This window comes from Methanobrevibacter woesei, assembly GCF_003111605.1.
GTDB lineage: Archaea > Methanobacteriota > Methanobacteria > Methanobacteriales > Methanobacteriaceae > Methanocatella > Methanocatella woesei.
The window spans coordinates 112,978-133,406 of record NZ_MZGU01000002.1 but is presented as its reverse complement, the minus strand read 5'-3'; the positions used below and the strand labels follow the sequence as shown (position 1 = coordinate 133,406).

Annotated in this window: 19 protein-coding genes and 2 tRNA genes; 17 read left to right on the top strand and 4 right to left on the bottom strand. The window is 29.4% G+C overall.

Translation table 11 applies throughout. The annotated features are described in order from the left end of the window. Positions 1-7: 7 nt before the first annotated feature. The 8 genes from MBBWO_RS00975 (at position 8) to MBBWO_RS00940 (ending at position 7,168) form a co-directional block, all read left to right on the top strand. Positions 8-673 (top strand): class I SAM-dependent methyltransferase, encoded by a 666-nt coding sequence (locus MBBWO_RS00975; protein ID WP_116669016.1) that lies wholly within the window; start codon positions 8-10, stop codon positions 671-673. A 47-nt stretch (positions 674-720) separates the two neighbouring features. Continuing rightward, a complete protein-coding gene (locus tag MBBWO_RS00970; RefSeq protein ID WP_116669015.1) occupies positions 721-2,145 on the top strand; it encodes a flippase in 1,425 nt (474 codons plus the stop codon). A 56-nt stretch (positions 2,146-2,201) separates the two neighbouring features. Then, positions 2,202-2,275: transfer RNA gene (locus MBBWO_RS00965), tRNA-Gly, on the top strand. A 4-nt stretch (positions 2,276-2,279) separates the two neighbouring features. Continuing rightward, positions 2,280-2,353: transfer RNA gene (locus tag MBBWO_RS00960), tRNA-Gly, on the top strand. Positions 2,354-2,541: 188 nt separating this feature from the next. Beyond that, on the top strand, positions 2,542-3,579 hold the full coding sequence (locus tag MBBWO_RS00955) for a hydroxymethylglutaryl-CoA synthase (protein WP_116669014.1): 1,038 nt from the start codon (positions 2,542-2,544) through the stop codon (positions 3,577-3,579). Positions 3,580-3,600: 21 nt separating this feature from the next. Continuing rightward, positions 3,601-4,761: an acetyl-CoA acetyltransferase gene (locus MBBWO_RS00950; RefSeq protein ID WP_116669013.1), complete on the top strand. Its 1,161-nt coding sequence runs from the start codon at positions 3,601-3,603 to the stop codon at positions 4,759-4,761. A 91-nt stretch (positions 4,762-4,852) separates the two neighbouring features. After that, complete coding sequence (locus MBBWO_RS00945) at positions 4,853-5,404, top strand: LemA family protein (RefSeq protein WP_116669012.1); 552 nt, start codon at positions 4,853-4,855, stop codon at positions 5,402-5,404. A gap of 18 nt (positions 5,405-5,422) precedes the next feature. Next, complete coding sequence (locus MBBWO_RS00940) at positions 5,423-7,168, top strand: DUF2207 domain-containing protein (RefSeq protein WP_116669011.1); 1,746 nt, start codon at positions 5,423-5,425, stop codon at positions 7,166-7,168. Positions 7,169-7,173: 5 nt separating this feature from the next. Here MBBWO_RS00940 and cobQ read toward each other — a convergent pair whose 3' ends face one another. After that, entirely contained in the window at positions 7,174-8,709 is a 1,536-nt protein-coding gene (cobQ, locus tag MBBWO_RS00935) for a cobyric acid synthase CobQ (protein ID WP_116669010.1), read from the bottom strand. Positions 8,710-9,177: 468 nt separating this feature from the next. Between cobQ and MBBWO_RS00930 the strand changes: the two genes are divergently transcribed. The 3 genes from MBBWO_RS00930 (at position 9,178) to lonB (ending at position 15,041) form a co-directional block, all read left to right on the top strand. Continuing rightward, positions 9,178-11,274, top strand: a complete 2,097-nt coding sequence (locus MBBWO_RS00930; RefSeq protein ID WP_116669009.1) for a P-loop NTPase family protein — start codon at positions 9,178-9,180, stop codon at positions 11,272-11,274. A gap of 5 nt (positions 11,275-11,279) precedes the next feature. Next, positions 11,280-12,194 (top strand): DNA-processing protein DprA, encoded by a 915-nt coding sequence (locus MBBWO_RS00925; protein WP_165807903.1) that lies wholly within the window; start codon positions 11,280-11,282, stop codon positions 12,192-12,194. An 876-nt stretch (positions 12,195-13,070) separates the two neighbouring features. Next, positions 13,071-15,041, top strand: coding sequence for an ATP-dependent protease LonB (gene lonB / locus MBBWO_RS00920; protein ID WP_116669007.1), 1,971 nt, complete (start codon positions 13,071-13,073; stop codon positions 15,039-15,041). Between the two features lie 178 nt (positions 15,042-15,219). On the opposite strand, the gene MBBWO_RS00915 is transcribed toward lonB, so the two are convergent. Then, entirely contained in the window at positions 15,220-15,651 is a 432-nt protein-coding gene (locus MBBWO_RS00915) for a hypothetical protein (RefSeq protein WP_116669006.1), read from the bottom strand. Continuing rightward, entirely contained in the window at positions 15,648-16,556 is a 909-nt protein-coding gene (locus MBBWO_RS00910; protein WP_116669005.1) for an ADP-ribosylglycohydrolase family protein, read from the bottom strand. Before MBBWO_RS00910 ends, MBBWO_RS00915 begins: the two co-directional genes overlap by 4 nt. 106 nt (positions 16,557-16,662) lie before the next feature. Between MBBWO_RS00910 and MBBWO_RS00905 the strand changes: the two genes are divergently transcribed. The 4 genes from MBBWO_RS00905 to MBBWO_RS00890 are packed head-to-tail and all read left to right on the top strand — an operon-like array spanning position 16,663 to position 18,517. Continuing rightward, positions 16,663-17,031 (top strand): hypothetical protein, encoded by a 369-nt coding sequence (locus MBBWO_RS00905; RefSeq protein ID WP_116669004.1) that lies wholly within the window; start codon positions 16,663-16,665, stop codon positions 17,029-17,031. Between the two features lie 15 nt (positions 17,032-17,046). Beyond that, positions 17,047-17,559 (top strand): GNAT family N-acetyltransferase, encoded by a 513-nt coding sequence (locus MBBWO_RS00900; protein ID WP_116669003.1) that lies wholly within the window; start codon positions 17,047-17,049, stop codon positions 17,557-17,559. 45 nt (positions 17,560-17,604) lie between these two features. Next, positions 17,605-18,138 carry a nitroreductase family protein gene (locus MBBWO_RS00895; RefSeq protein WP_116669002.1) on the top strand — a complete coding sequence of 178 codons (534 nt, stop codon included), beginning with the start codon at positions 17,605-17,607 and terminating at the stop codon, positions 18,136-18,138. Between the two features lie 7 nt (positions 18,139-18,145). Next, entirely contained in the window at positions 18,146-18,517 is a 372-nt protein-coding gene (locus MBBWO_RS00890; RefSeq protein WP_116669001.1) for a zinc ribbon domain-containing protein, read from the top strand. 55 nt (positions 18,518-18,572) lie between these two features. Here the strand turns inward: MBBWO_RS00890 and MBBWO_RS00885 are convergent, their stop codons facing one another. Continuing rightward, positions 18,573-19,064 carry a hypothetical protein gene (locus MBBWO_RS00885; RefSeq protein ID WP_116669000.1) on the bottom strand — a complete coding sequence of 164 codons (492 nt, stop codon included), beginning with the start codon at positions 19,062-19,064 and terminating at the stop codon, positions 18,573-18,575. Positions 19,065-19,206: 142 nt separating this feature from the next. Here MBBWO_RS00885 and MBBWO_RS00880 point away from each other — a divergent pair, with 142 nt between their 5' ends. Further along, positions 19,207-20,106: a ribose-phosphate diphosphokinase gene (locus MBBWO_RS00880; protein WP_116668999.1), complete on the top strand. Its 900-nt coding sequence runs from the start codon at positions 19,207-19,209 to the stop codon at positions 20,104-20,106. A 5-nt stretch (positions 20,107-20,111) separates the two neighbouring features. Further along, the gene (locus tag MBBWO_RS00875) at positions 20,112-20,408 is read left to right on the top strand and encodes a hypothetical protein (RefSeq protein WP_243408446.1); all 297 of its coding nucleotides are present in this window, start codon (positions 20,112-20,114) and stop codon (positions 20,406-20,408) included. Positions 20,409-20,429: the final 21 nt, after the last annotated feature.

Genomic DNA, 20,429 nt, shown 5'->3' with positions numbered 1-20,429 from the left:
TGATTTAATGGCTGAAAAAGAGGTTTATACAGGCAATCATTATGAAGATTCTGATTTAATTAAAAATGCTAGAAAGCCTGAAGGTGAATTAGGTCATAAAATATTGGATAGGATGAATAATTCACATGAAGAGATGGCAAAATGGGGAGTTAGCTATTTTGACATTAATGAAGAGGATTACATATTGGATATTGGATGTGGTGGTGGAGTGAATGTAGAACGCTTCGCTGGTCAAATATCTAATGAAGGTAAAGTTATTGGTCTTGATTATTCTGATGTAAGTGTTGAAAAATCCTCTAAGAGAAATGAAGAGTTTATTAATGAGGGTAAAGTTGAAATCATTGAAGGATCTGTTTCAGACATGCCTTTTGAGGATAAAACCTTTGATATAGTAACTGGTTTTGAAACAATTTATTTCTGGCCTGATTTTGTAAATGACTTAAAAGAAGTTAATCGTGTCCTTAAGAAAGGAGGATTAGTATTTTTCTGTAATGAGGTTGTTTACAAAAAAGGAGAAATGGAAAAATATGATGATTTGGCTAAGCTATTGGATATGAATATCTATTCTGAAGAAGTTTTAGAGGAATCATTAACTGAGGCTGGTTTTGGAGACTTTGAAACACATATTAATGAAGAAAATGATTGGATTGTTATTCTTGCAAGGAAAAATTAGGAATGATTTGTGTTTATTTTAAAAAATTAAAAATTTAAAGGTAAACTATGGATATTAGGACAATATTTGCAAATATGAGTTGGTTAGCTACTTCACAAATCATTACCAGCATCTTAGCATTCTTTTGGACAATATTCACTGCCAGATATTTGGGTGTTAATGATTATGGTATTTTAGGTTTTGTAGTGTCTTTATCAGCAATGTTTGCAATTATTTCTGATTTAGGTCAGTCTACTCATATTGTAAGGTCGGTATCTGTAGATTATTCTAAAGCTAGGGATTATTTGGGAAATGCAATTCCTTTTAAATCTCTTTTATCTGTTGTTTATATTTTAGTTATTCTATTTGTGCTTTTAATAACTGATTCCAGTGAAATTACAATTTTAATTGGTCTATTATTTGCATTTGAAAGTGTTATTAAGAACTTTTGTAGTCTATTTTATGGAGTATTTCAGGCTCATGAAAAGGGATCCTATCAGGCAATAGCTAATACAATACTGAATGTATTGACTTTTGTTTTCATAATACTGGCTATTTATCTTGATGCTGGTTTATGGGGAATAACCTGGGCTTATATTTTTGCAAATGTAGCCTGTATTGTTTATACAGTTTATATATTGTGTAAGCATTTTGAGGTTCCAAAAATTCAATTTGATTTTGGATTCTGGAAACAGCTAGCAATATTCGGTTTCCCCTTTGCTTTAACAACCATTTTCTATACAATCTATTATTCTATTGATATCTTCATGTTAAATCAGTTAATTGGGGACTTTGCAACTGGTATTTATAATGCTACATATAAGTTAATCAATGTTTTAACATTATTTTATTCAATTTATACAGCTGTATTTTTTCCAGTAATGTCTAAATTGTATGCAAAGGAAAAGTCAATGCTTAAAACTACCCTTTCAAAATCTATTAAATATCTTTCATTAATAACTGTTCCAATAGCTATTTGGGTTATGATTTATTCACCTGACATTATTCAGTTTATTTATGGAAATCAATATGCACAGGCCAGTGTAGTTTTAAATGTGTTGATCTGGACAGTTGTGTTCCTATTTATTAATGGGGCTGCTTCAAATTCTTTAAATGCATCTCATAGGGAGTATTCAGTTACAAAAATTTATGTTATAGCTGCAGTATTTAATGTGATTTTAAATTTAATTTTAATCCCAAGATATTCTTATATTGGAGCTTCAGTAGCTACTGTTCTTAGTGAAATCTTAATATTTGTTTTAGAGATTTATGCTCTTCATAAACTTAATTTATCTCCAAATAAGGGATTAATTCTTGATACCTTGAAAATAGTGGTTGCATCTATTGTAATGGGATCTGCACTTTACTTTGCTCATTTATCAATGTGGGTAGCTATTCCAGTGGCTATTATTGTTTATCTGGTTGTTGGATTTGTAATTAAGATGTTTGATAATGATGACATTTATGTAATTAAACAAATAATTGGTAGATAAATCGAAACATTTATATATCATTAAAATAAATAGTATGTATGCTGTTTTATTCTGATGCGGTGTTAGTCCAGCCTGGTTAAGACTCTAGCCTGCCACGTTAGAGACCCGGGTTCGAATCCCGGACGCCGCATTTTGCAGTTGTGGTATAGTCTGGTTATTACTTGGGCCTTCCAAGCCTACAACCCGGGTTCGAATCCCGGCAACTGCATTCATTACTGTTTTTATATAAACTTATTTTTTTTATTATTATCTAGAAAATCCAACTATTTTTCCTTATTTTCTTAAAAAAATATTATATTGTAGTTACTTTTATATAATACATAACAACATATAATAAAATTAATAAATAATTTTTTAGAACAAAAAAACTATTTTAACATATTAAACGGTGATTTAATGGTAGGTATAGTTGGATATGGGGCACATGTGCCTTCATATAGAATTAAAGTAGAAGAAATTGCAAAAGTATGGGGAGATGACCCTGTTGCTTTATCAAGAGGATTAGTTGTAAATGAAAAATCCGTACCTTCTGCTGATGAAGATACTGTTACTATTGCAGTAACAGCTGCTAGATATGCTTTAGCAAGAGCTGGAATCGATCCAAAAAAAATAGGTGCTGTATATGTTGGTTCTGAATCTCATCCTTATGCAGTAAAACCATCAGCTACTATTGTTGCAGAAGCTGTTGGAGCTTCTCCTGAATTAACTGCTGCAGATTTAGAATTTGCATGTAAAGCAGGAACTGCTGGTATTCAAATGTCTATGGGACTTGTTGATTCTGGTATGATGGAATATGCATTAGCTATTGGTGCTGATACTTCTCAAGGTGCACCTGGAGATGCATTAGAATACACTGCATCTGCTGGAGGTGCAGCATACATTATAGGAAAAGAAAACACTATTGCAGATATTAATGCTACTTATAGTTATACTACAGATACTCCTGATTTCTACAGAAGAGAAGGTCAAGATTATCCTTCTCATGGTGGAAGATTTACTGGTGAACCTGCATACTTTAAACATGTATTAAGTGCAGCTAAAGGATTATTTGAAAAAACTGGCACTTCAGCTGAAGACTATGATCATGCTTGTTTCCATCAGCCTAATGGTAAATTTTACTTAAGAGCAGGTAAAATCTTAGGATTTAACTCTGATCAACTTAAATATGGACTTTTAACTCCAAATATAGGAAACACTTATTCTGGAGCAGTTCCATTAGGTTTATCCAATATCTTAGACCATGCTGAACCTGGTGATGAAATATTTGTTGTATCCTATGGTTCTGGTGCTGGTAGTGATGGATTCACAATAACTGTAACTGACGAAATTACAGAAAAAAGAGATTTAGCTCCTAAAACTCAAGAAATTATCGATAATAAAAAATATGTTGATTATGCAGTTTATGCTAAATACAAAGGTAAAATTAAAATGTAATATTTATTAGGGGATATATTTATGAGAGATGTCGCAATTGTAGGAGTTTCACAAACTAAATTTGGTGAGTTATGGGACTCTTCTTTCAGAGATTTAATTGCTGAAGCTGGTATTAAAGCTATTGAAGATGCAAATGTTGAAGGTAATGATATTGGAGCAATGTATGTAGGAAACATGTCTTCTGGTTTATTTGTAGATCAAGAACACATTGCTGCCCTTATTTCAGATCACACAGGTCTTAATCCAATTCCAACTACAAGAGTTGAAGCTGCTTGTGCATCTGGTGGTCTTGCTTTAAGACAAGGAATTATGGCTGTTGCATCTGGTTATCATGATGTAGTAATTTCTGCAGGAGTTGAAAAAATGACTGATATTGTTGATGCAACTCCAGCTATTGCTACTGCTTCTGATCAAGAATGGGAAGCACAACAAGGAGCTACTTTCCCATCATTATATGCAATGATAGCTAAAAGACATATGTATGAATATGGAACTACTAGGGAACAATTAGCTCAATTTTCTGTTGTAAACCACAAAAATGCTAAACACAATCCTAATGCACAATTCCAATTTGAAACAACTGTGGACAAAGTTATCAACTCTACTATGGTAGCTGATCCATTAACTCTTTTAGATTGTTCACCTGTTTCTGATGGTGCTGCTGCGGTTATTATGGTTCCTGCAGAAGATGCTAAAAAATATACTGATACTCCAATCTATGTAAGAGCATCTGCTCAAGCATCTGGAACTATTGCATTACATGATAGAAAAGATATAACTACTATTGAGTCAACTAAAGTTGCATCTAGAAAAGCTTATGAAATGGCTGGTGTAGGTGTAAATGATATTGATTTAGCTGAAGTACATGACTGTTTCTCAATTAATGGTCTTTTAGCAGTTGAAGATTTAGGATTTGCAGAAAAAGGTAAAGGTGGAATCGCTATTGAAGAAGGACAAACAGAAATTGATGGTGATCATCCAATAAACACTTCTGGAGGTCTTAAAGCACGTGGACACCCACTTGGTGCTACAGGTATTGCTCAAGCTGCTGAAGTTGTATGGCAATTAAGAGGAGACGCAGGTAAACGTCAAGTAGACGGTGCTGAAATAGGTATGACTCATAACATTGGTGGTACTGGAGGTACTGCTGCTGTACATATTTTCAGTGTAAACAGAAACTAAGGATTTAATTTCCTTTTTTCTTTCTTTTTTTATTTTTTATTTTAATTTAAATAGTTATTATTTTAGTTTTTCTTCTTTTTAGGTGGTAATTATGATTTTTACAATAATTTTGGTTATAATTATTATTGCTGTTGTAGCTTACATTGTTAAGCTATATAATGATTTAGTTGGTGGAAGAAACAAAGTTAAAAATTCATGGTCTCAAATTGATGTACAACTTACAAGACGTGCAGATTTAATTTTAAATCTTGTTGAAACTGTTAAAGGTTATGCATCTCATGAACAAAGTGTTTTAACAGAAGTTACAGAGGCAAGAGCAGGGCTTATGAATGCTTCTTCTGTTAAAGAAGCAGCTAATGCAAATAATATATTAACTGATACTTTAAAATCTTTATTTGCAGTTGCTGAAAGTTATCCTGATTTAAAAGCTAATCAAAACTTCTTAGATTTACAAAATCAACTAACTGAAACTGAAAATAAAATTGCTTATGCAAGACAATTTTATAATGACACTGTATTAATGTATAATAATCAATGTGAGATGTTTCCAAGTAATATAATAGCTAGTTTATTTAAATTTAATCAGGCTGATTTCTTTGAAGCTGATGAAAGTGCTGCCGAAGCACCTAAAGTTAAATTCTAATGGTTTTAGGAGATAAAAATGTTCAATAAAAAAATTTTAGGAATATTATTTATTTCTCTAATTTTATTTTCATCTCTTACACCAGTTTTTGCAGAAGATAGAGATTACTCTATTGAGGATTATGATATATTTTTAGATATATTGCCTAATGGATTGCTTCATATTAATGAATTTATTTCTTATAATTTTAATGGAGAATTTAATGGTATTTATCGAGATATTCCTTTAAAAGAAGGAGAATCAATCGATAATATTGAAATTTCACTATCAAATGGAATTTATGGGACTTATGAACTTTTAGATACTGATGATGGTAAAGAGATTAAAGTCTATTTATATAGTGATGCTGCAATGACACAGCCAATTAGAGACACATCTGTTTCTGTTTTTATCAGTTATGACATGGCTAATGTCACAAAGATTTATTCTGACACTGGTGAAGTCCAGTTTAAATTATGGGGTGATGAATGGGATCAAAATGCAAGAGAATTCTCTGCACATATTCAGTTCCCATCAGATGCTGGTGTTGAATATTGGATAAATCCTTTTAATGCTCAGGTGAATCAGTCTTGGAATGGCAATATTTTAAACATTGAATCAAATCAATTGTATTCTAGTGAATATTTGGAATTTAGATCAGCTATTCCTTTATCCGAGTTTTCAAATGCTGAATATGCAAGACATATAGATGAACCAGGATTAAGTGAAATTCATAAAATCCAAGATGGTGAAGCATTTAAATCAGATTTAAATAATGCATTATCTTTAATAGCTCCTGGATTATTAGTCTTATTCATTATATGTTTTGTTGGAGTTTATGTGAAGTTTGGTAGGGAACCTAAGGTTAATTACAATGGTATTTATGAAAGAGAGCCTCCAAGCGATGATGCTCCTTTAATTGTTAATGCAATGTATGGTAAAGGTAATGTTGGTACAATCAATGAAGATGGTTTCCAAGCAGTTATTATGGATTTAATTGATAGAAAAATATTATCTTTCAGTGATGAGGATAATAAATTAAATTTAAAGCTCACTGACAAGTATAATCCTTCTGAACTTGAAGATTATGAAAGAGATGTCATTAGATTAATTAGAGGCTTTGAAGTAGATGGCGTTATTGATTTAAACTCAATTGAAGGTCAACTTTCATCATCAATGCGTGCACAGGCATTTTTAGATGACTTTAATTTGTTTAAATCTGATTTTAAAGCATTGCATGTTGAACCTATTATGGATGAGTTATTTGATGATAATGGATATATTTATATGCTAGTTTCTGCAATTATTGGACTAGCTGTAGCTATTATTTTATCTATAGTTACTTTTGTCCTTGATTTTAGTTATTTAATTTATTATACAATGGCTCCATTAATTATAATTTCTGTAATCTGCCTGTTCCTTCCGAATACATTTGCAGGAAGATGGACAGAAGAAGGAATGTTAAAACATAAGCAATGGGATAATTTTAAAAAGTATCTAAATGATTTCTCATTAATTAAGGAATATCCTCCAGAGTCTATTGTTATCTGGAATAAATATTTAGTTTATGCAACTGCTTTAGGAGTAGCAGATAATGTTCAAAAAGCAATGAAGGAATTAGTTCCTGAATCTTACATAGATGATGATGAATTATATAGATTCCGTTTCTATGGTGGTTATATGATTTTTGCTTCATCATTTTCAACTGCATCTTCTACAGTAAGTCCAGACAGTCCGGGTGGTGTTGGAGGAGGTTCTGGTGGTGGAGGTGGAGGAGCTTTTTAGCTCTTCTATCTTCTTTTAAAAAGTAAATCATCAATAATATCCATATCTAAATTTTCTTCTACAATTTCAGCTATTCTATTTAAGGAGTAATCTTTTTGTGTTTCATAGGGATCTGCTCCATTTTTAACTTCAAAACCTTTTTTGGAACGTAAATAATTTAAAAATTCTCTTCTAAAGTTGTAGTTGTGGAATATTCCATGGAAGTAAGTTCCAAAAACATTACCTTCACTAGCTCCATCTACCATCATTTCATCATCATTTCCAAGGCCTTTTTCAACATTTATTAATGGTAAAGCATTATTACCTACTTTTGTTCTTCCTTCATGGATTTCATAGCCTGTAACTTCTTCACCAAGAATATTTTTAAATATTTCTAAGCTGATACCTTTTAAATTTTCAGAAATTTTACCAACTGATTGTTTTACAATTTTATCTGATTTTTCAAATTGTGATATGATATTTAAAAGCCCTAATCCTTTTATTGTACCAATTGATGATTCTTTTTTAGATTCATCAATAATTTTATCACCAAGTATCTGCAAGCCTCCACAGATTCCAACAACTGGTATTTCCTTTGATTTTTCAATGATTTTTTCTGCAATTCCACTTTCAAATAGTTCATATGCATCTTCTGTTGAGTTACGTGTTCCTGGAATTATCAATGCATCAACATCACCAATATCATCATTTATGTTAATCATCTTAATTCCAACATCCTCTTCATATTCAAAGGGATCTATATCTGTAAAATTGGATATTTTTGGAAGTCTGATTACGCCTATTGTAATATCTTTGTTTTCATCAAATACGTGTGTTGTAAGGGATGCGGAGTCTTCTTCAGGTAGTCTTAAACTTTCATCATAAGGTAAGACTCCTAAAACAGGCTGTTCAGTGATTTCTTCAATTCTATCAATTCCTGGCTTTAAAATATCAAGATTTCCTCTAAATTTATTAATTACAGTAGCTTTTAGTCTGCTTCTGTCATGATCATCAAGAAGTGCATAAGTTCCTGCAATAGCTGCAAATACCCCTCCCATTTCAATGTCAGCTACTAAAATTACATTTGCATTAGCTAAATGTGCAATTTCCATATTAGCCAAGTCTTCTTTACGCATGTTTATTTCAGCTGGTGATCCTGCACCTTCAATGATAATTACATCATATTCTTTTTCTAATATGGACAATGATTCTTTAATGGCTTTTAGTGCTTCATCATGGTATTCATGTTGATATTTGTAGAAATCCATATCTCCAATTGATTTTCCCTGTATTATTACATTTGATGTAAATTCTCCTTTTGGTTTTAAAAGAATTGGATTCATATGTACGCTTGGTTCTACTTTAGCTGCTTCAGCTTGTAACATTTGAGCTATTCCGATTTCTCCATTTTCTTTTGTTGTATAGGAGTTTAAAGACATATTTTGAGATTTAAAAGGAGCTACATTATATCCTTTATTTTTATAGATTCTACAAAGTGCAGCTACTAGCACACTTTTTCCTGCATTTGATGAAGTTCCTTGAACCATTATACAATTTACCATATAAACACGCATTTGAAGTTAATTTTTTAATACTTTCTATACTTTTAATTTTTAAAGGTTATATAATTAATTATCAATTTTACTTTATCAGATTTTATGAAATAATGGTGATTTCTTGCTATAAATTAAGATTTATTTCGTTTATTTCCTTTAAAGCCATCAATATTTTATTTGAAATGTTTTTTTTTTTTAATAGAATTATTTATCATCAAATGCCATAGTTTTATTAATTTAGAAAAATATGAGGGTGCATTACCTGTCTAACTATGGTTATTTAGATTATGAGAATATAGTAAATTATTTAATAAAATATATATTTCATAACAAAATAATAACTAATTAACAATATTATTATAGAAGTGCTAATTATAATGTAAAATAATAAAATTATGGATAATAATTTTAATTTTATTCATTGAGAAACATTGTACAAATTATATTATCTGTTCTTGATAAGTGGAGGTAATTATGAGATTTATGTTTTGTCCGAATTGTGGTATGCTTAAAAGTAATTGTATTTGCGGATATTTTAATAAAACAGATAAAAATAAAGATCATAAAATAGATAAAGAAGTTAAAGCTGATTCTCCGCAAAAAGTTTTCATACCTAATAGAAAATATAGTAACAGATTAAAATCTAATAAAGAAAAAATTATTCCAAAAATTATTCCTCCACAGTCGTCTAACTTCCAAGAAAAAATACTATCTGAAATTTTGGATTCAGTTAAAGAAGGGTATAAATTCATTGTTTTAGAAGCAAATCATAAGAATTCAGATACTGTTGTTCAATTAGCGAATAATTTTGAAAGTTCTATTATTTTAACTGCTAATGAAAAGTCTCAGATGAGATATAACAGGAAATATCAATTAAGAAAAAATTTTAATATTCATCTTACAAATCAAATAAAGTTCTTGGATGATTTTGAAAACATTGAAAAAAGTAATATATTAATTATTGATGATGCTCATAGACTAGATGAAAATATTATTAATTTATTTTCTTACACTATCGATTTATCCAATTATAATAAATTAATAAATAATTTCAAATGCAAAGTTAAAGATTTACCTGAGAAGGATTACACTCTTTGGATTGATTTTATTAATTATTTATCATTAGATGATGAAAAAATTAAAAGAGTAGTTAAATGCATTAAGGAAAATCCTAAAAATTGGATTTGTTCATATGATGATAGTTATTATTATTATAATCGATTATCATTTTATCCATTAAATATTGGAAATCTTGCAAATGAGTATTATTTTAGTAAAAGTAAAACTTGCATTTTAATTAGTTCATCAATTCTTGATTTTGAATTATTTGCTACTGAATTAGGGCTTGATAGTTCTCAAATAAAATTTATTCATTATAACTTACCAGTTAATTCAGATAAAAACAAAATCTATGCAAGAAAAACTGTTAACATGCAGAATAATAATTTAAGTTTATTAATCCCTCTTATAAAGAATATATTGGAAAGACATAATACTGAAAAAGGATTAATTCTCACAAATCACCGCCGGTATTCTGAGGAGATAATGGGAGAAATTAAAAGTCAGAGATTATTAACTTATAGTGATTCTAAGTATTATAAACAATTTAAAAAATTTAGTGAGAGTTTTAATTCTGTTATGGTTACTGATTTTTTAGAAGATGGAATAGAATTTCCATATAATCAATGTAAATTTCAAATTATTGTGAAACAACATAGTTATCCAAATAATGAAAGATCAAAATATAAAGAAAAAAGATGTAATTGGTATTCCTATAAACAAATTATAAATTTAATGGAGCCGTTACAAAGACCAATTACATCAGAGCATGATTATTGTACAACATATATTCTAGATGAAGGAATTTTAAAAAGCATTACTAAAGACATTATTCATAATAACTTTATTCCAAATTATATCATCGATTTAATTGTTGATTTGGATATGGAAAATTCAAGATTTGTTTCGGATAATATTAAAAAGCAATTTGGTGTTTATTATTTATTTGACTATGATAAATATAAAAGACATGAAAATAAAAAAATATGGGCATATAAAGATTATAATAAAGAAATTCCAAATATACATAAAGAAGAATTTAATTATTTCACAACAAAATTAATGGAAGCAATTTCAGAGTTATCAAACCTGATAATTGATGTTAAATTTAATAAATTAGCTTTAGTAAGTGTACCATCATCTACAGTTGAAAGAGATAATCTTGCAACAGTAAAAGAAAGTATTAACATTATTGAAAAATGGTATAATGAGGGTAAAGCTAGGTCAGAATTTAATTGCAAAAAAGAAATTATAAATTGTGGAAATTTATTAAAAAGAGTTATTGATGTTGATACATCTCATAAAAATAAACGTGTAAGTTATATTCAACATATAAACTCTATTGCTCATGAAAAAAATAATATATTAAATGAGGATGATGTGGCTTTTATTATATTGGATGATGTATCGACAAGAGGAACAATAATGAATGTTTGTGAAGACATATTAATTAATAATGGGGTTAAAAAAGAAAATATCTACAAATTCGCATTATTTAAAACAGTATGGTGATATTAATGATTAAACTTAAAGAAATATTATTCTTAAATAGTCTTAAAGGAGTCGGGAAGGCAACTATATATAAAACATATTGGAATATGCTTAAAAATTCAGATGACTTTTATGATTTAGCTTCAGAAGTAGAATTGAATTCTAAATTCTCAACTGAGGAAATTAAAAAAGCTATGGATAATGCTGAAAGGTTATATGATGACCTTTTGAATTCCGAAATAGGTATTATAACAGTTTTTGATGAAAATTATCCTAAAAAATTAAATGTAATGGAAAATAAAAGACCTTTGATTTTATATGTTAGGGGGGATGTTAATGTATTAACAAAACCAAATATTGGAATTATAGGAACAAGAAAACCATCAAAATTAAGTCAGGAATTTGAACAAAATTTGGTGAAAAACATTGTTAGTACTAATAGAGTTGTTGTAAGTGGTTTAGCTTTGGGCTGTGATAAAGTTGCCCATCAAACAACAGTTGATGAAAATAAAATTACAATTGCCATTCTTCCAGGTGATGTTATTAATGTTAAACCGGCTTCACACAAGAATCTGGCTGAAGAAATTATTAAAACTGGAGGATGTTTAATCTCTGAATATGAACCTGGAACAAGAGTTCAAAAAGGAAATTATGTTGAACGGGATAAAATTGTAGCTGCATTTTCAGATGCTATTTTTGTTGTTGAATGTGGGGTTGAAAGTGGAACAATGCATACAGTAAATTTTGCAAATGAATATAACAGACAAATTTACTCTTATCTTCCTGATGAAAGACCGGAAGGATCTTATGATGGAAATGAATTTATATTGCAAAATAATCAAGATGCTTTAAAAGTTGAAAATCTCGAAGAATTTTTAGATGATTTATATACTTTAAAAACTAAAAAAACTACTAAATCAGTTCAACAAACATTATTTTAGAAAAATGCAATTTAAAAAATATGCTCAATGAAATTTGGAATTTACTAATGCCAATATTAAAATAAATACCAAATCTAACATGCCTTTATTCCCATTTGAAGGTGAATAGTATATTAGTGAGGAATTTGCCATTTAATATTATGAGTCCAATGAGTATGATGCATTTTCAGTGAAAACAAACCTTGGAAAGATTATTAAAAGCTCTTCATAGATGTATTTAAAAAATTTAAAAGATTCCAAGCAAAGGATATAAATATGGTTTCTATGATAATGACTTTTTTTTATAATTTGTGAAGATGAAATAAACGATAGAATTAATTATTTAAAAAATGTTAATCTAGTTGATGAAGTTAATAAGCATCGCATAAGGTTGAATCAAAAAATATAATTCTTAAAATTTGTGAATTACTTGAAAATAATTAAATATTATCGATTTTATAGTATATGCTTTAGGATTATAATAATAGAATAAGTGGATTCTAGATTTATTAGTTTTCAATGATGAAGAATTCTTCTTCTGTGAAGTTAGAGCAAAATACTGATGTATTGTCTGTATATCAATTAGAAACCATAAAATAACTATCGAATACAGAAATTTATGGCTGTTTTTTTTCTATTAATAAATCCCATTTTTTATATTAAAAGATGTTTTTTTGAATTCATGTATGCAATACATTTATTCATCATTTTATTTACTAAAAAGATGTGTTTTTAAATTCTTGCACTCAATTAGTACAACTATCAAATGTTAATGTTTTAGTTACTAAAATTTACTAAAATAGAAAGCTTTTTATACTCTTATATAGATAATATTTAAATAGTATAGGAATTTAATTATAAATGATATGATGATTAAAAGAAATAGAGGTTTGTTTTATGAAAGTTAATGTGAATGAATCAGAAATAGATTCATCAGAAAATAAAGAAAAAGAGCCAGTTATTGAAGAAGTGGCTGAAGAAACTAAACCTATGTTAGATTATTCAAATATTAAAAGTTCTAAAGATATTGATGTTCCTCCATTATTAATTGATCAAGTAATTGGACATGAAGAGTCAATTGAAACAATTAAAAAAGCAGCAAAACAAAGGAGGAATGTGCTTCTTATAGGAGATCCAGGGGTAGGTAAATCCATGCTTGCTAAAGGTATGGCACAGATTTTACCTCATGAGACTCTACAAGATGTATTAATTTATCCTAATGCTGAGGACTCAAATCATCCTTTAATTAGAACTGTCCCTGCAGGTGAAGGTAAAAAGATTGTTCAAGCAACTAAAGCTTCATCAAAAGGTTATGAAGAAAAGAAAAACCTTTTAACCATGTTTGCAATTGGTGCAGTTATTGTTATTGGATTTATGTATGGAAGATTACTTGAATCAATTATCGCATGTGCTTTAATTTTATTGATATCAATTCAATTAAAACCAAGAAACACTACTTTATCTCCAAAATTACTTGTTAATAATGAAGATAAAAGATTTGCTCCATTTATGGATGCAACTGGTGCACATGCTGGTGCTTTACTTGGAGATGTACGTCACGACCCATACCAATCTGGTGGTCTTGGAACTCCTGCACATGAACGTGTTGAAGCAGGAATGATTCACAAAGCTAACAGAGGAGTTTTATACATTGATGAAATTGGTACAATGTCTATGAAGACCCAACAAGAACTTTTATCAGCAATGCAAGAAAAACAATATGCAATTACTGGTCAAAGTGAAAACAGTAGTGGAGCAATGGTTAGATCACAAGCAGCTCCATGTGACTTTGTACTTGTAGCATCAGGTAACATTCAAGTTCTTGAAGGTATGCATATAGCTATGAGATCAAGGATTCGTGGATATGGGTATGAAGTATTCATGAAAGATTCCATGGATGATACTGAAGAAAACAGGGAAAAACTTGTTCAGTTTGTAGCTCAGGAAGTTAAAAATGATGGAAGAATTCCTCATTTCGCTCCAGATGCATTAGATGAAATTATCTTAGAGGCTAAACGTAGGTCAGGTAAACAAAACGCTTTAACATTAAGATTAAGAGAGTTAGGAGGACTTGTAAGGTCTTCTGGAGATGTAGCTATTGAACATGGTGCGGATTTAGTAACTGCGGAACATGTACTTGAAGCTAAAAAATTCTCAAGAACTCTTGAACAGCAAATAGCTGACAGATCAATTATCCAAAGAAAAGAATACAGTATGGTTAATGCTGAAGGTGGAAAAGTTGGTATGGTTAATGGTTTAGCTGTTCTTGGTGATAGAAGTGGTATTGTTTCACCTATTGCTGCTGAAGCTGCTCCATCCTTATCTAAAAACGGTGGAAAAATAATAGCTACTGGTAAACTTGGTGAAATTGCTCAGGAATCTGTACAAAATGTAAGTGCATTAATTAAGAAATATACTGATAAGGATATTTCTGATTATGATATTCACGTTCAGTTTATCCAAACATATGATGGTGTTGAAGGGGACAGTGCTAGTGTATCAATAGCTGCTGCAGTTATTTCAGCTGTTGAGGATATTCCTATTGATCAAACTGTTGCTTTAACTGGTTCATTAAATGTTCGTGGAGATGTAATGCCTATTGGTGGTGCAACTGCTAAAATTGAAGCTGCTGCTGAATCAGGTTTGAAAAAGGTATTAATTCCTAAATCCAACTTAAAAGATGTAATGATTGAGAAAAAATATGAAGATATGATTGAAATCATTCCGACTGAAACTTTAAGTGATGTTTTAGAAAATATTCTTATTAACAGTACTGAGAAAGACAATTTACTTTCAAAAATGAGTGCTTTAAAAAATAAAGTTTCTGATACTGTATCTTCATCTATTTCAAAACCAACTCACAACTAAGTTGGTTTTTTCTATTTTTTTATTTTTTTACTATTTAGATTTCATTTATTTAAATTAAAAAAAGAGTTAATAATTTTAATAGCTATTGATTAACTATCTAAAATTATTGTGTTTGTTTTTGTTTTAATTAAAGATTAATTATATTTTAGGTTTATTCTATTTTTACAGGTACATCTATTCATTTAATTATAACTTCATTAACTAATTTTTCTAATTCTTTATATAATTCTCCATCTGTATTAAGTGGAGTGAATTTCGAATCAACTTTACAGCCACAAACATCACAGGTTCCTATGATATATTCACAGCTGTTCTTTTTAACTAAAATGCCAAAGTATTCATCTTTTATCTCTTCATAGCTGTTGAATTCTTCAGTTGATAACTTAACAGTGCTATCTTTAAAGGAATATATGTCACATTCATTGATTATTGGTGCAAAAGTTAAAAGTCCAAGGTTAATGAAGATATTTTCAAATTCCAGGTTTTTAACACCTATATTCTCATTAGATCCCATATAATAATCATCGCTGATAGCTGTAACTAAGAGTTCAGGGTCGATATAGCTATCACATTTTTCTCTGATATTTTCAATGGTTTTTTCAACATTCATTTAATCACTTTTTCAAATTCCTCGCATAACTCAAGTACATAGTCGATTTTTGTTATACTATCAATCCATTCTTTTGGTATTGAATCATACCCATAGTATATTCCTGCAACTCCGCCAGCTATTGCAGCTATTGTATCTGTGTCTCCTCCAAGATTTACTGCAGCTAGCACTGTGTCTTTATAGTTGTCATTATTTAGCAAACAATAGATAACTGCTTCTAATGTATCAACTACATATCCTGTGCTTTTAATATCTTCTTCAGAAAAATCAAAGATATTTTCATCTATAATACTATCAAATATATTTAAAATATCATCATCTTTATACATTTCTTTCATTTTACTGTTAGTAAGCTGAATGTTTTCCTTTAGTGTTTTTTCACTATTTTCTAAAATGGTTCTCACTAAATAGCAGTAGTAAACACAAGCTGTTTTAGAAATATCATGTGCATGGGTTAATGAGGACATTTCTTTGATTGTTTCTTTATTCACATCCATAAAAGCTATTGGAAGAATTCTCATTAGAGATCCATTTCCATTATCTCTAAAATCTTTTTCTCCACATTCTAGGGGTGGATTTTTGGTGTAATTTGCTATTGCTTTTCTTGTTGTAATTCCAATATCGAAAGTTTCTCCAAATGGTGTGTATTTTCCATTATAACACCATTCACTAAAACAATCCATTATATCTTCATAATCAATATGTCCCTTTTTTATAATGCTGTCCATTGTAGCCAATATCATTGAGGAATCATCTGAAAAAGTTCCTTTTGGTTGATGATAGGTACCATATCCAATCATTTCTGTAACTGGTGAATCTTTAAGTTTATTTCTGGATTCAAATTCTACAGGGACTCCTAATGCATCACCTACAACAAATCCAACAATTCCATCTTTAATTTTCATAATTCAAAATATTGTTATTAAATTAATTAAATGTTGTTATTTAGTTAAAATATTTATTTCTCTTATAAGGGAAATTATATCTTCTATTTCATTTTAATTTAATTTTATGAGGTTTAAATTAGATTATGATGAATTTTCTGATGTATTAATTATTTTTAACACTAAATATTGGATTTTTAAAAGAAATTTTAATTTAAATCCCAATATTTCTTTGATTTTTGATAATGAAAATCAAATTGTTTTTATAGAAATTTTAAAGGCTTCACGACTTTTTAAGATTGATAAATCAAGTTTATCCAAAATTGACTCTTTAAATTTGAAAATAACTATAACTAATGAAGTTATAATCTTTAATTGTGAAATTATTATTTTAACAACTTATATGTTAATATCCAAATTTTTAGATGTTGTAATCTGTAATTTTTGTGCATTGAATCAGCAAACTTTTGAAATAGCTATTTATAACTTAAATTAATATATTTGATAATTGATGATAATCAAAACAGAAAGATTAGTTTTAAGGCCTTGGGAGGAAGAGGATGCTGAAAATTTATATAAATATGCTCAAAATCCTAAAATTGGTCCAATAGCGGGATGGCCTCCACATAAAAGTGTTGAAGATAGTTTGGAAATTATCAATACTGTTTTTGCTAAAAATGAGACTTATGCAATAACAAAAAATTGTGAAGCTATTGGTTCTATTGGTCTTTTAATTCATCCTGATGGAAATCATTACTGGGGTGATGGCTGTGGAGAGCTTGGATACTGGATTGGAGAACCATTTTGGGGTGAAGGATTAGTTGTTGAAGCTTCAATTGAATTATTGAAACATGGTTTTGATGATTTAAAGCTTGAAAAGATATATGCAACCTTTAGAAATGATAATTTTCAATCAAAAAGAGTACTTGAAAAATTAGGCTTTAAATTTGTTGATACAGTTATTAATGAAGATTTCACTGGTGAAAGATTTATGGAAGTGGTTATGGTTTTAGAAAATCAGTGAACTTTATATAAACCTAAATCTTATTATAAAATCGAGGTAATAATTATGGAAACATTTGATGCAATTGAAAAAAGGTCAAGTATTAGAGGATATAAAGATGAACAGATAAGTGATGATGAGCTTCAAAAAGTATTAAGTGTTGCAAATAAAGCTCCAAATGCAGGTCCTTACTATGTAACTGTAATTCAGGATAAAGATCTCTTAAAAGAAATTAATGATAAAACCAAAGAAATGATGTTGGCTAGTGAAGGTTTTATGAAAGAAAGAGCTTCTATGGAAGGATATGAACCTTTATATGGTGCTCCAACTGTTATTGTTTTATCTGCTCCTGAAACTCCTTTTACACAAATCAATGTTGCATGTTCAGCAACTACAATGATTTTAGCAGCTACTGATTTAGGATTAGGAACTTGTTATGCAATTTCTCCAATCCAAACTTTAACTGAAAGTTATTTGGATAAATTAGAACTTCCTGAAGGTTTCAAACCTGTATCTGCTATTTTAATGGGATATGAAGCAGATGTGCAAATTGAATCACCTGAACGTGAAGTTCCAGATAATATAAACTATATAAAATAAGATTAATATGACAAGAATATGTACTAAATGTGGTTATGAGAATGATGATTCCTTTAATTTTTGTGCAAAATGTGGAACATCTCTTATAGAAGGAGTGGAAACTCCTCAGTTTGATGTTGTAATGCCTTTAAACGACAGGCAAAAAAGAAATATTATTATACTTTCTTATGTTATAACCATTGCTCTTGCATGGGGAGGTCTTGTTATTAAGTTGCTCCTTTCACATTCTCATATAAGCTTTATTGGCTTTTTTGGATTGTTTCTACCATTTTACATGCTTCAGTCTAGCGATAGAGAAATCAAAAAGCATGGTTATATACAATTAGTACTTTCAATTGTTGGTCTTGTATTATCATATTGGGCAGCTTTTAATCTTTAAATAAAAGTTGCTATTTTTTTTTTAAAAGATAAAAAAGAAGTAAAATTAAAAATTTTTAAATAAAATGGAATGCAATATCTCCAGTTAATATACATTCTGGGATTGCTAAGTAGTTAATATTAAAATCTCCCATAGCTTGTTCTACTGCAACACCACGGTCATATCCTTGACCCCAATCATATTCACGAATATCTGAAACAATATCTCCACCAAATATCTTTTCTGCAGCTGCATTGTTTACGGTTACAACAACATTTGGTCGTATATTATAAGTATATTCCATTATATCCGCTGCTGCGTCATAAGGCCTGTCAGGATCATCTAAATAGATGTTATGTAATGTTTGTCCTTCTGCATTAAGAGAACTTCCAGGATAAATCCATTCAAAACCATCAGATAAAGTCCAAACAGCTGCCATATCAACACCAGGAGTTCCTTCGGTTGTATCAGTAGCTATTACTAATGCATTTGATGTCACAGTTAAACCAGCTAATACTATAATAATTACAACTATTATAGCAAAGATTAGTTTTAGTGCGGTTTTCATAATTTTTCTTATGTTGTTCTTTTTAAATAAATATATCCTATTTTTCAATAGTTTCAGCTATTTATCAATTTAATGTAAATTTATTTATATTTTAATAATCATATAATGTAATGTTATTTATTATAATATTTTGGTGATTTATGTGATTATAGGCGGTTCTGCTTCCCAAGATCTTGCAGCTAAAGTTGCAAATGAACTTAATGAAAAGTTATGTCATGTTGAAACTAAAAAATTCCCAGATGGGGAAAGATATTTGAGAGTTACTGATTCTATTGAAGATGAAGTTACTATTATTCAATCTACTGGTTATCCACAAGATGAAAATTTAATGGAACTTTTATTTTTAATTTCAACTCTTAAAGATTTAGGAGCTAAAAAGGTTAGAGTTATTGTGCCTTATTTAGGTTATGCTAGACAAGAAAAACGTTTTAATGATGGTGAAGCTATTTCAGCCAAGATTGTAACTAGCTTAATTGAATCTGCAGGTGCTGATGAGTTTATCACTTTCAACATTCATGAAAAATGTGTTCTTGACTTCTTTGACATTCCAGCTACCACTCTCTCTGCAATGCCAGCAATAGCTGATTATATTAAAGAGAATATTGATGGTGTACCTTTAATTGTTGCTCCTGACAAAGGTGCTTATCCATTTGCACAAGAAATAGCACAAATTTTAGAATGTGAATGCACATACCTTTCTAAAGTTCGTCTTGGACCAGACAAAGTGGAAACTAGAATTGTTGATGTAAGATGTGAAGGCGGATCTGAAGAAACTGTAAATGTGGATTCTGTTAAAGATAAAAAAGCATTTATTATTGATGATATTATAGCTACTGGTGGAACTATTGTTAATGCAATTAATATTTTAAAACAATATGGTGCTGAATCTGTAGATGTATGTTGTGTTCATCCAATTCTTGTTAATGCAGCTACTACAAGAATATATGAAGCTGGAGCTAGTAGTGTTATCTCAACCAACAGTTTATCCTCTGATACTTCACGGGTTTCTCTTGCAAAAATAATAGCTGAATATTTGAGGTAATTTAAATGTCAATGTCAAAAGATTCAATTAAAAAGGAACTTATTGACAAATCAAATGAAATTTTAAAAAAGTATGATGAATCTTATGTTGTAGATGATATAGCTATTTTAAATACTGCAAAAAATACAAGCTTTTTAGGAAATTTAAGGGTTTTCAATGATGACAATGTTAAAAAAATCCAAAGTGAAATTGAAAAAGCTTTTAAAGATATTGGTGTTCTTAAAGTAAGAAATAGAAAAGTTATCCCTTGCTGTGCACCATATTATTTCCATATTAGTTTTAATATTGCAGTTGACAAATAGACAATCTCTTGGGAAGATTTG

What these genes read in the sequence shown, in the direction of transcription:
- MBBWO_RS00875 (WP_243408446.1), top strand. Translation starts at nt 20,112, where the DNA reads ATGTCAATGTCAAAAGATTCAATTAAAAAGGAACTTATTGACAAATCA.
- MBBWO_RS00905 (WP_116669004.1), top strand. Translation starts at nt 16,663, where the DNA reads ATGAGGTTTAAATTAGATTATGATGAATTTTCTGATGTATTAATTATT.
- MBBWO_RS00915 (WP_116669006.1), bottom strand. Translation starts at nt 15,651, where the DNA reads ATGAATGTTGAAAAAACCATTGAAAATATCAGAGAAAAATGTGATAGC.
- cobQ (WP_116669010.1), bottom strand. Translation starts at nt 8,709, where the DNA reads ATGGTAAATTGTATAATGGTTCAAGGAACTTCATCAAATGCAGGAAAA.
- MBBWO_RS00950 (WP_116669013.1), top strand. Translation starts at nt 3,601, where the DNA reads ATGAGAGATGTCGCAATTGTAGGAGTTTCACAAACTAAATTTGGTGAG.
- MBBWO_RS00930 (WP_116669009.1), top strand. Translation starts at nt 9,178, where the DNA reads ATGAGATTTATGTTTTGTCCGAATTGTGGTATGCTTAAAAGTAATTGT.
- MBBWO_RS00900 (WP_116669003.1), top strand. Translation starts at nt 17,047, where the DNA reads ATGATAATCAAAACAGAAAGATTAGTTTTAAGGCCTTGGGAGGAAGAG.
- MBBWO_RS00975 (WP_116669016.1), top strand. Translation starts at nt 8, where the DNA reads ATGGCTGAAAAAGAGGTTTATACAGGCAATCATTATGAAGATTCTGAT.
- MBBWO_RS00910 (WP_116669005.1), bottom strand. Translation starts at nt 16,556, where the DNA reads ATGAAAATTAAAGATGGAATTGTTGGATTTGTTGTAGGTGATGCATTA.
- MBBWO_RS00895 (WP_116669002.1), top strand. Translation starts at nt 17,605, where the DNA reads ATGGAAACATTTGATGCAATTGAAAAAAGGTCAAGTATTAGAGGATAT.
- MBBWO_RS00945 (WP_116669012.1), top strand. Translation starts at nt 4,853, where the DNA reads ATGATTTTTACAATAATTTTGGTTATAATTATTATTGCTGTTGTAGCT.
- MBBWO_RS00955 (WP_116669014.1), top strand. Translation starts at nt 2,542, where the DNA reads ATGGTAGGTATAGTTGGATATGGGGCACATGTGCCTTCATATAGAATT.
- MBBWO_RS00970 (WP_116669015.1), top strand. Translation starts at nt 721, where the DNA reads ATGGATATTAGGACAATATTTGCAAATATGAGTTGGTTAGCTACTTCA.
- MBBWO_RS00885 (WP_116669000.1), bottom strand. Translation starts at nt 19,064, where the DNA reads ATGAAAACCGCACTAAAACTAATCTTTGCTATAATAGTTGTAATTATT.
- MBBWO_RS00925 (WP_165807903.1), top strand. Translation starts at nt 11,280, where the DNA reads ATGATTAAACTTAAAGAAATATTATTCTTAAATAGTCTTAAAGGAGTC.
- MBBWO_RS00940 (WP_116669011.1), top strand. Translation starts at nt 5,423, where the DNA reads ATGTTCAATAAAAAAATTTTAGGAATATTATTTATTTCTCTAATTTTA.
- lonB (WP_116669007.1), top strand. Translation starts at nt 13,071, where the DNA reads ATGAAAGTTAATGTGAATGAATCAGAAATAGATTCATCAGAAAATAAA.
- MBBWO_RS00890 (WP_116669001.1), top strand. Translation starts at nt 18,146, where the DNA reads ATGACAAGAATATGTACTAAATGTGGTTATGAGAATGATGATTCCTTT.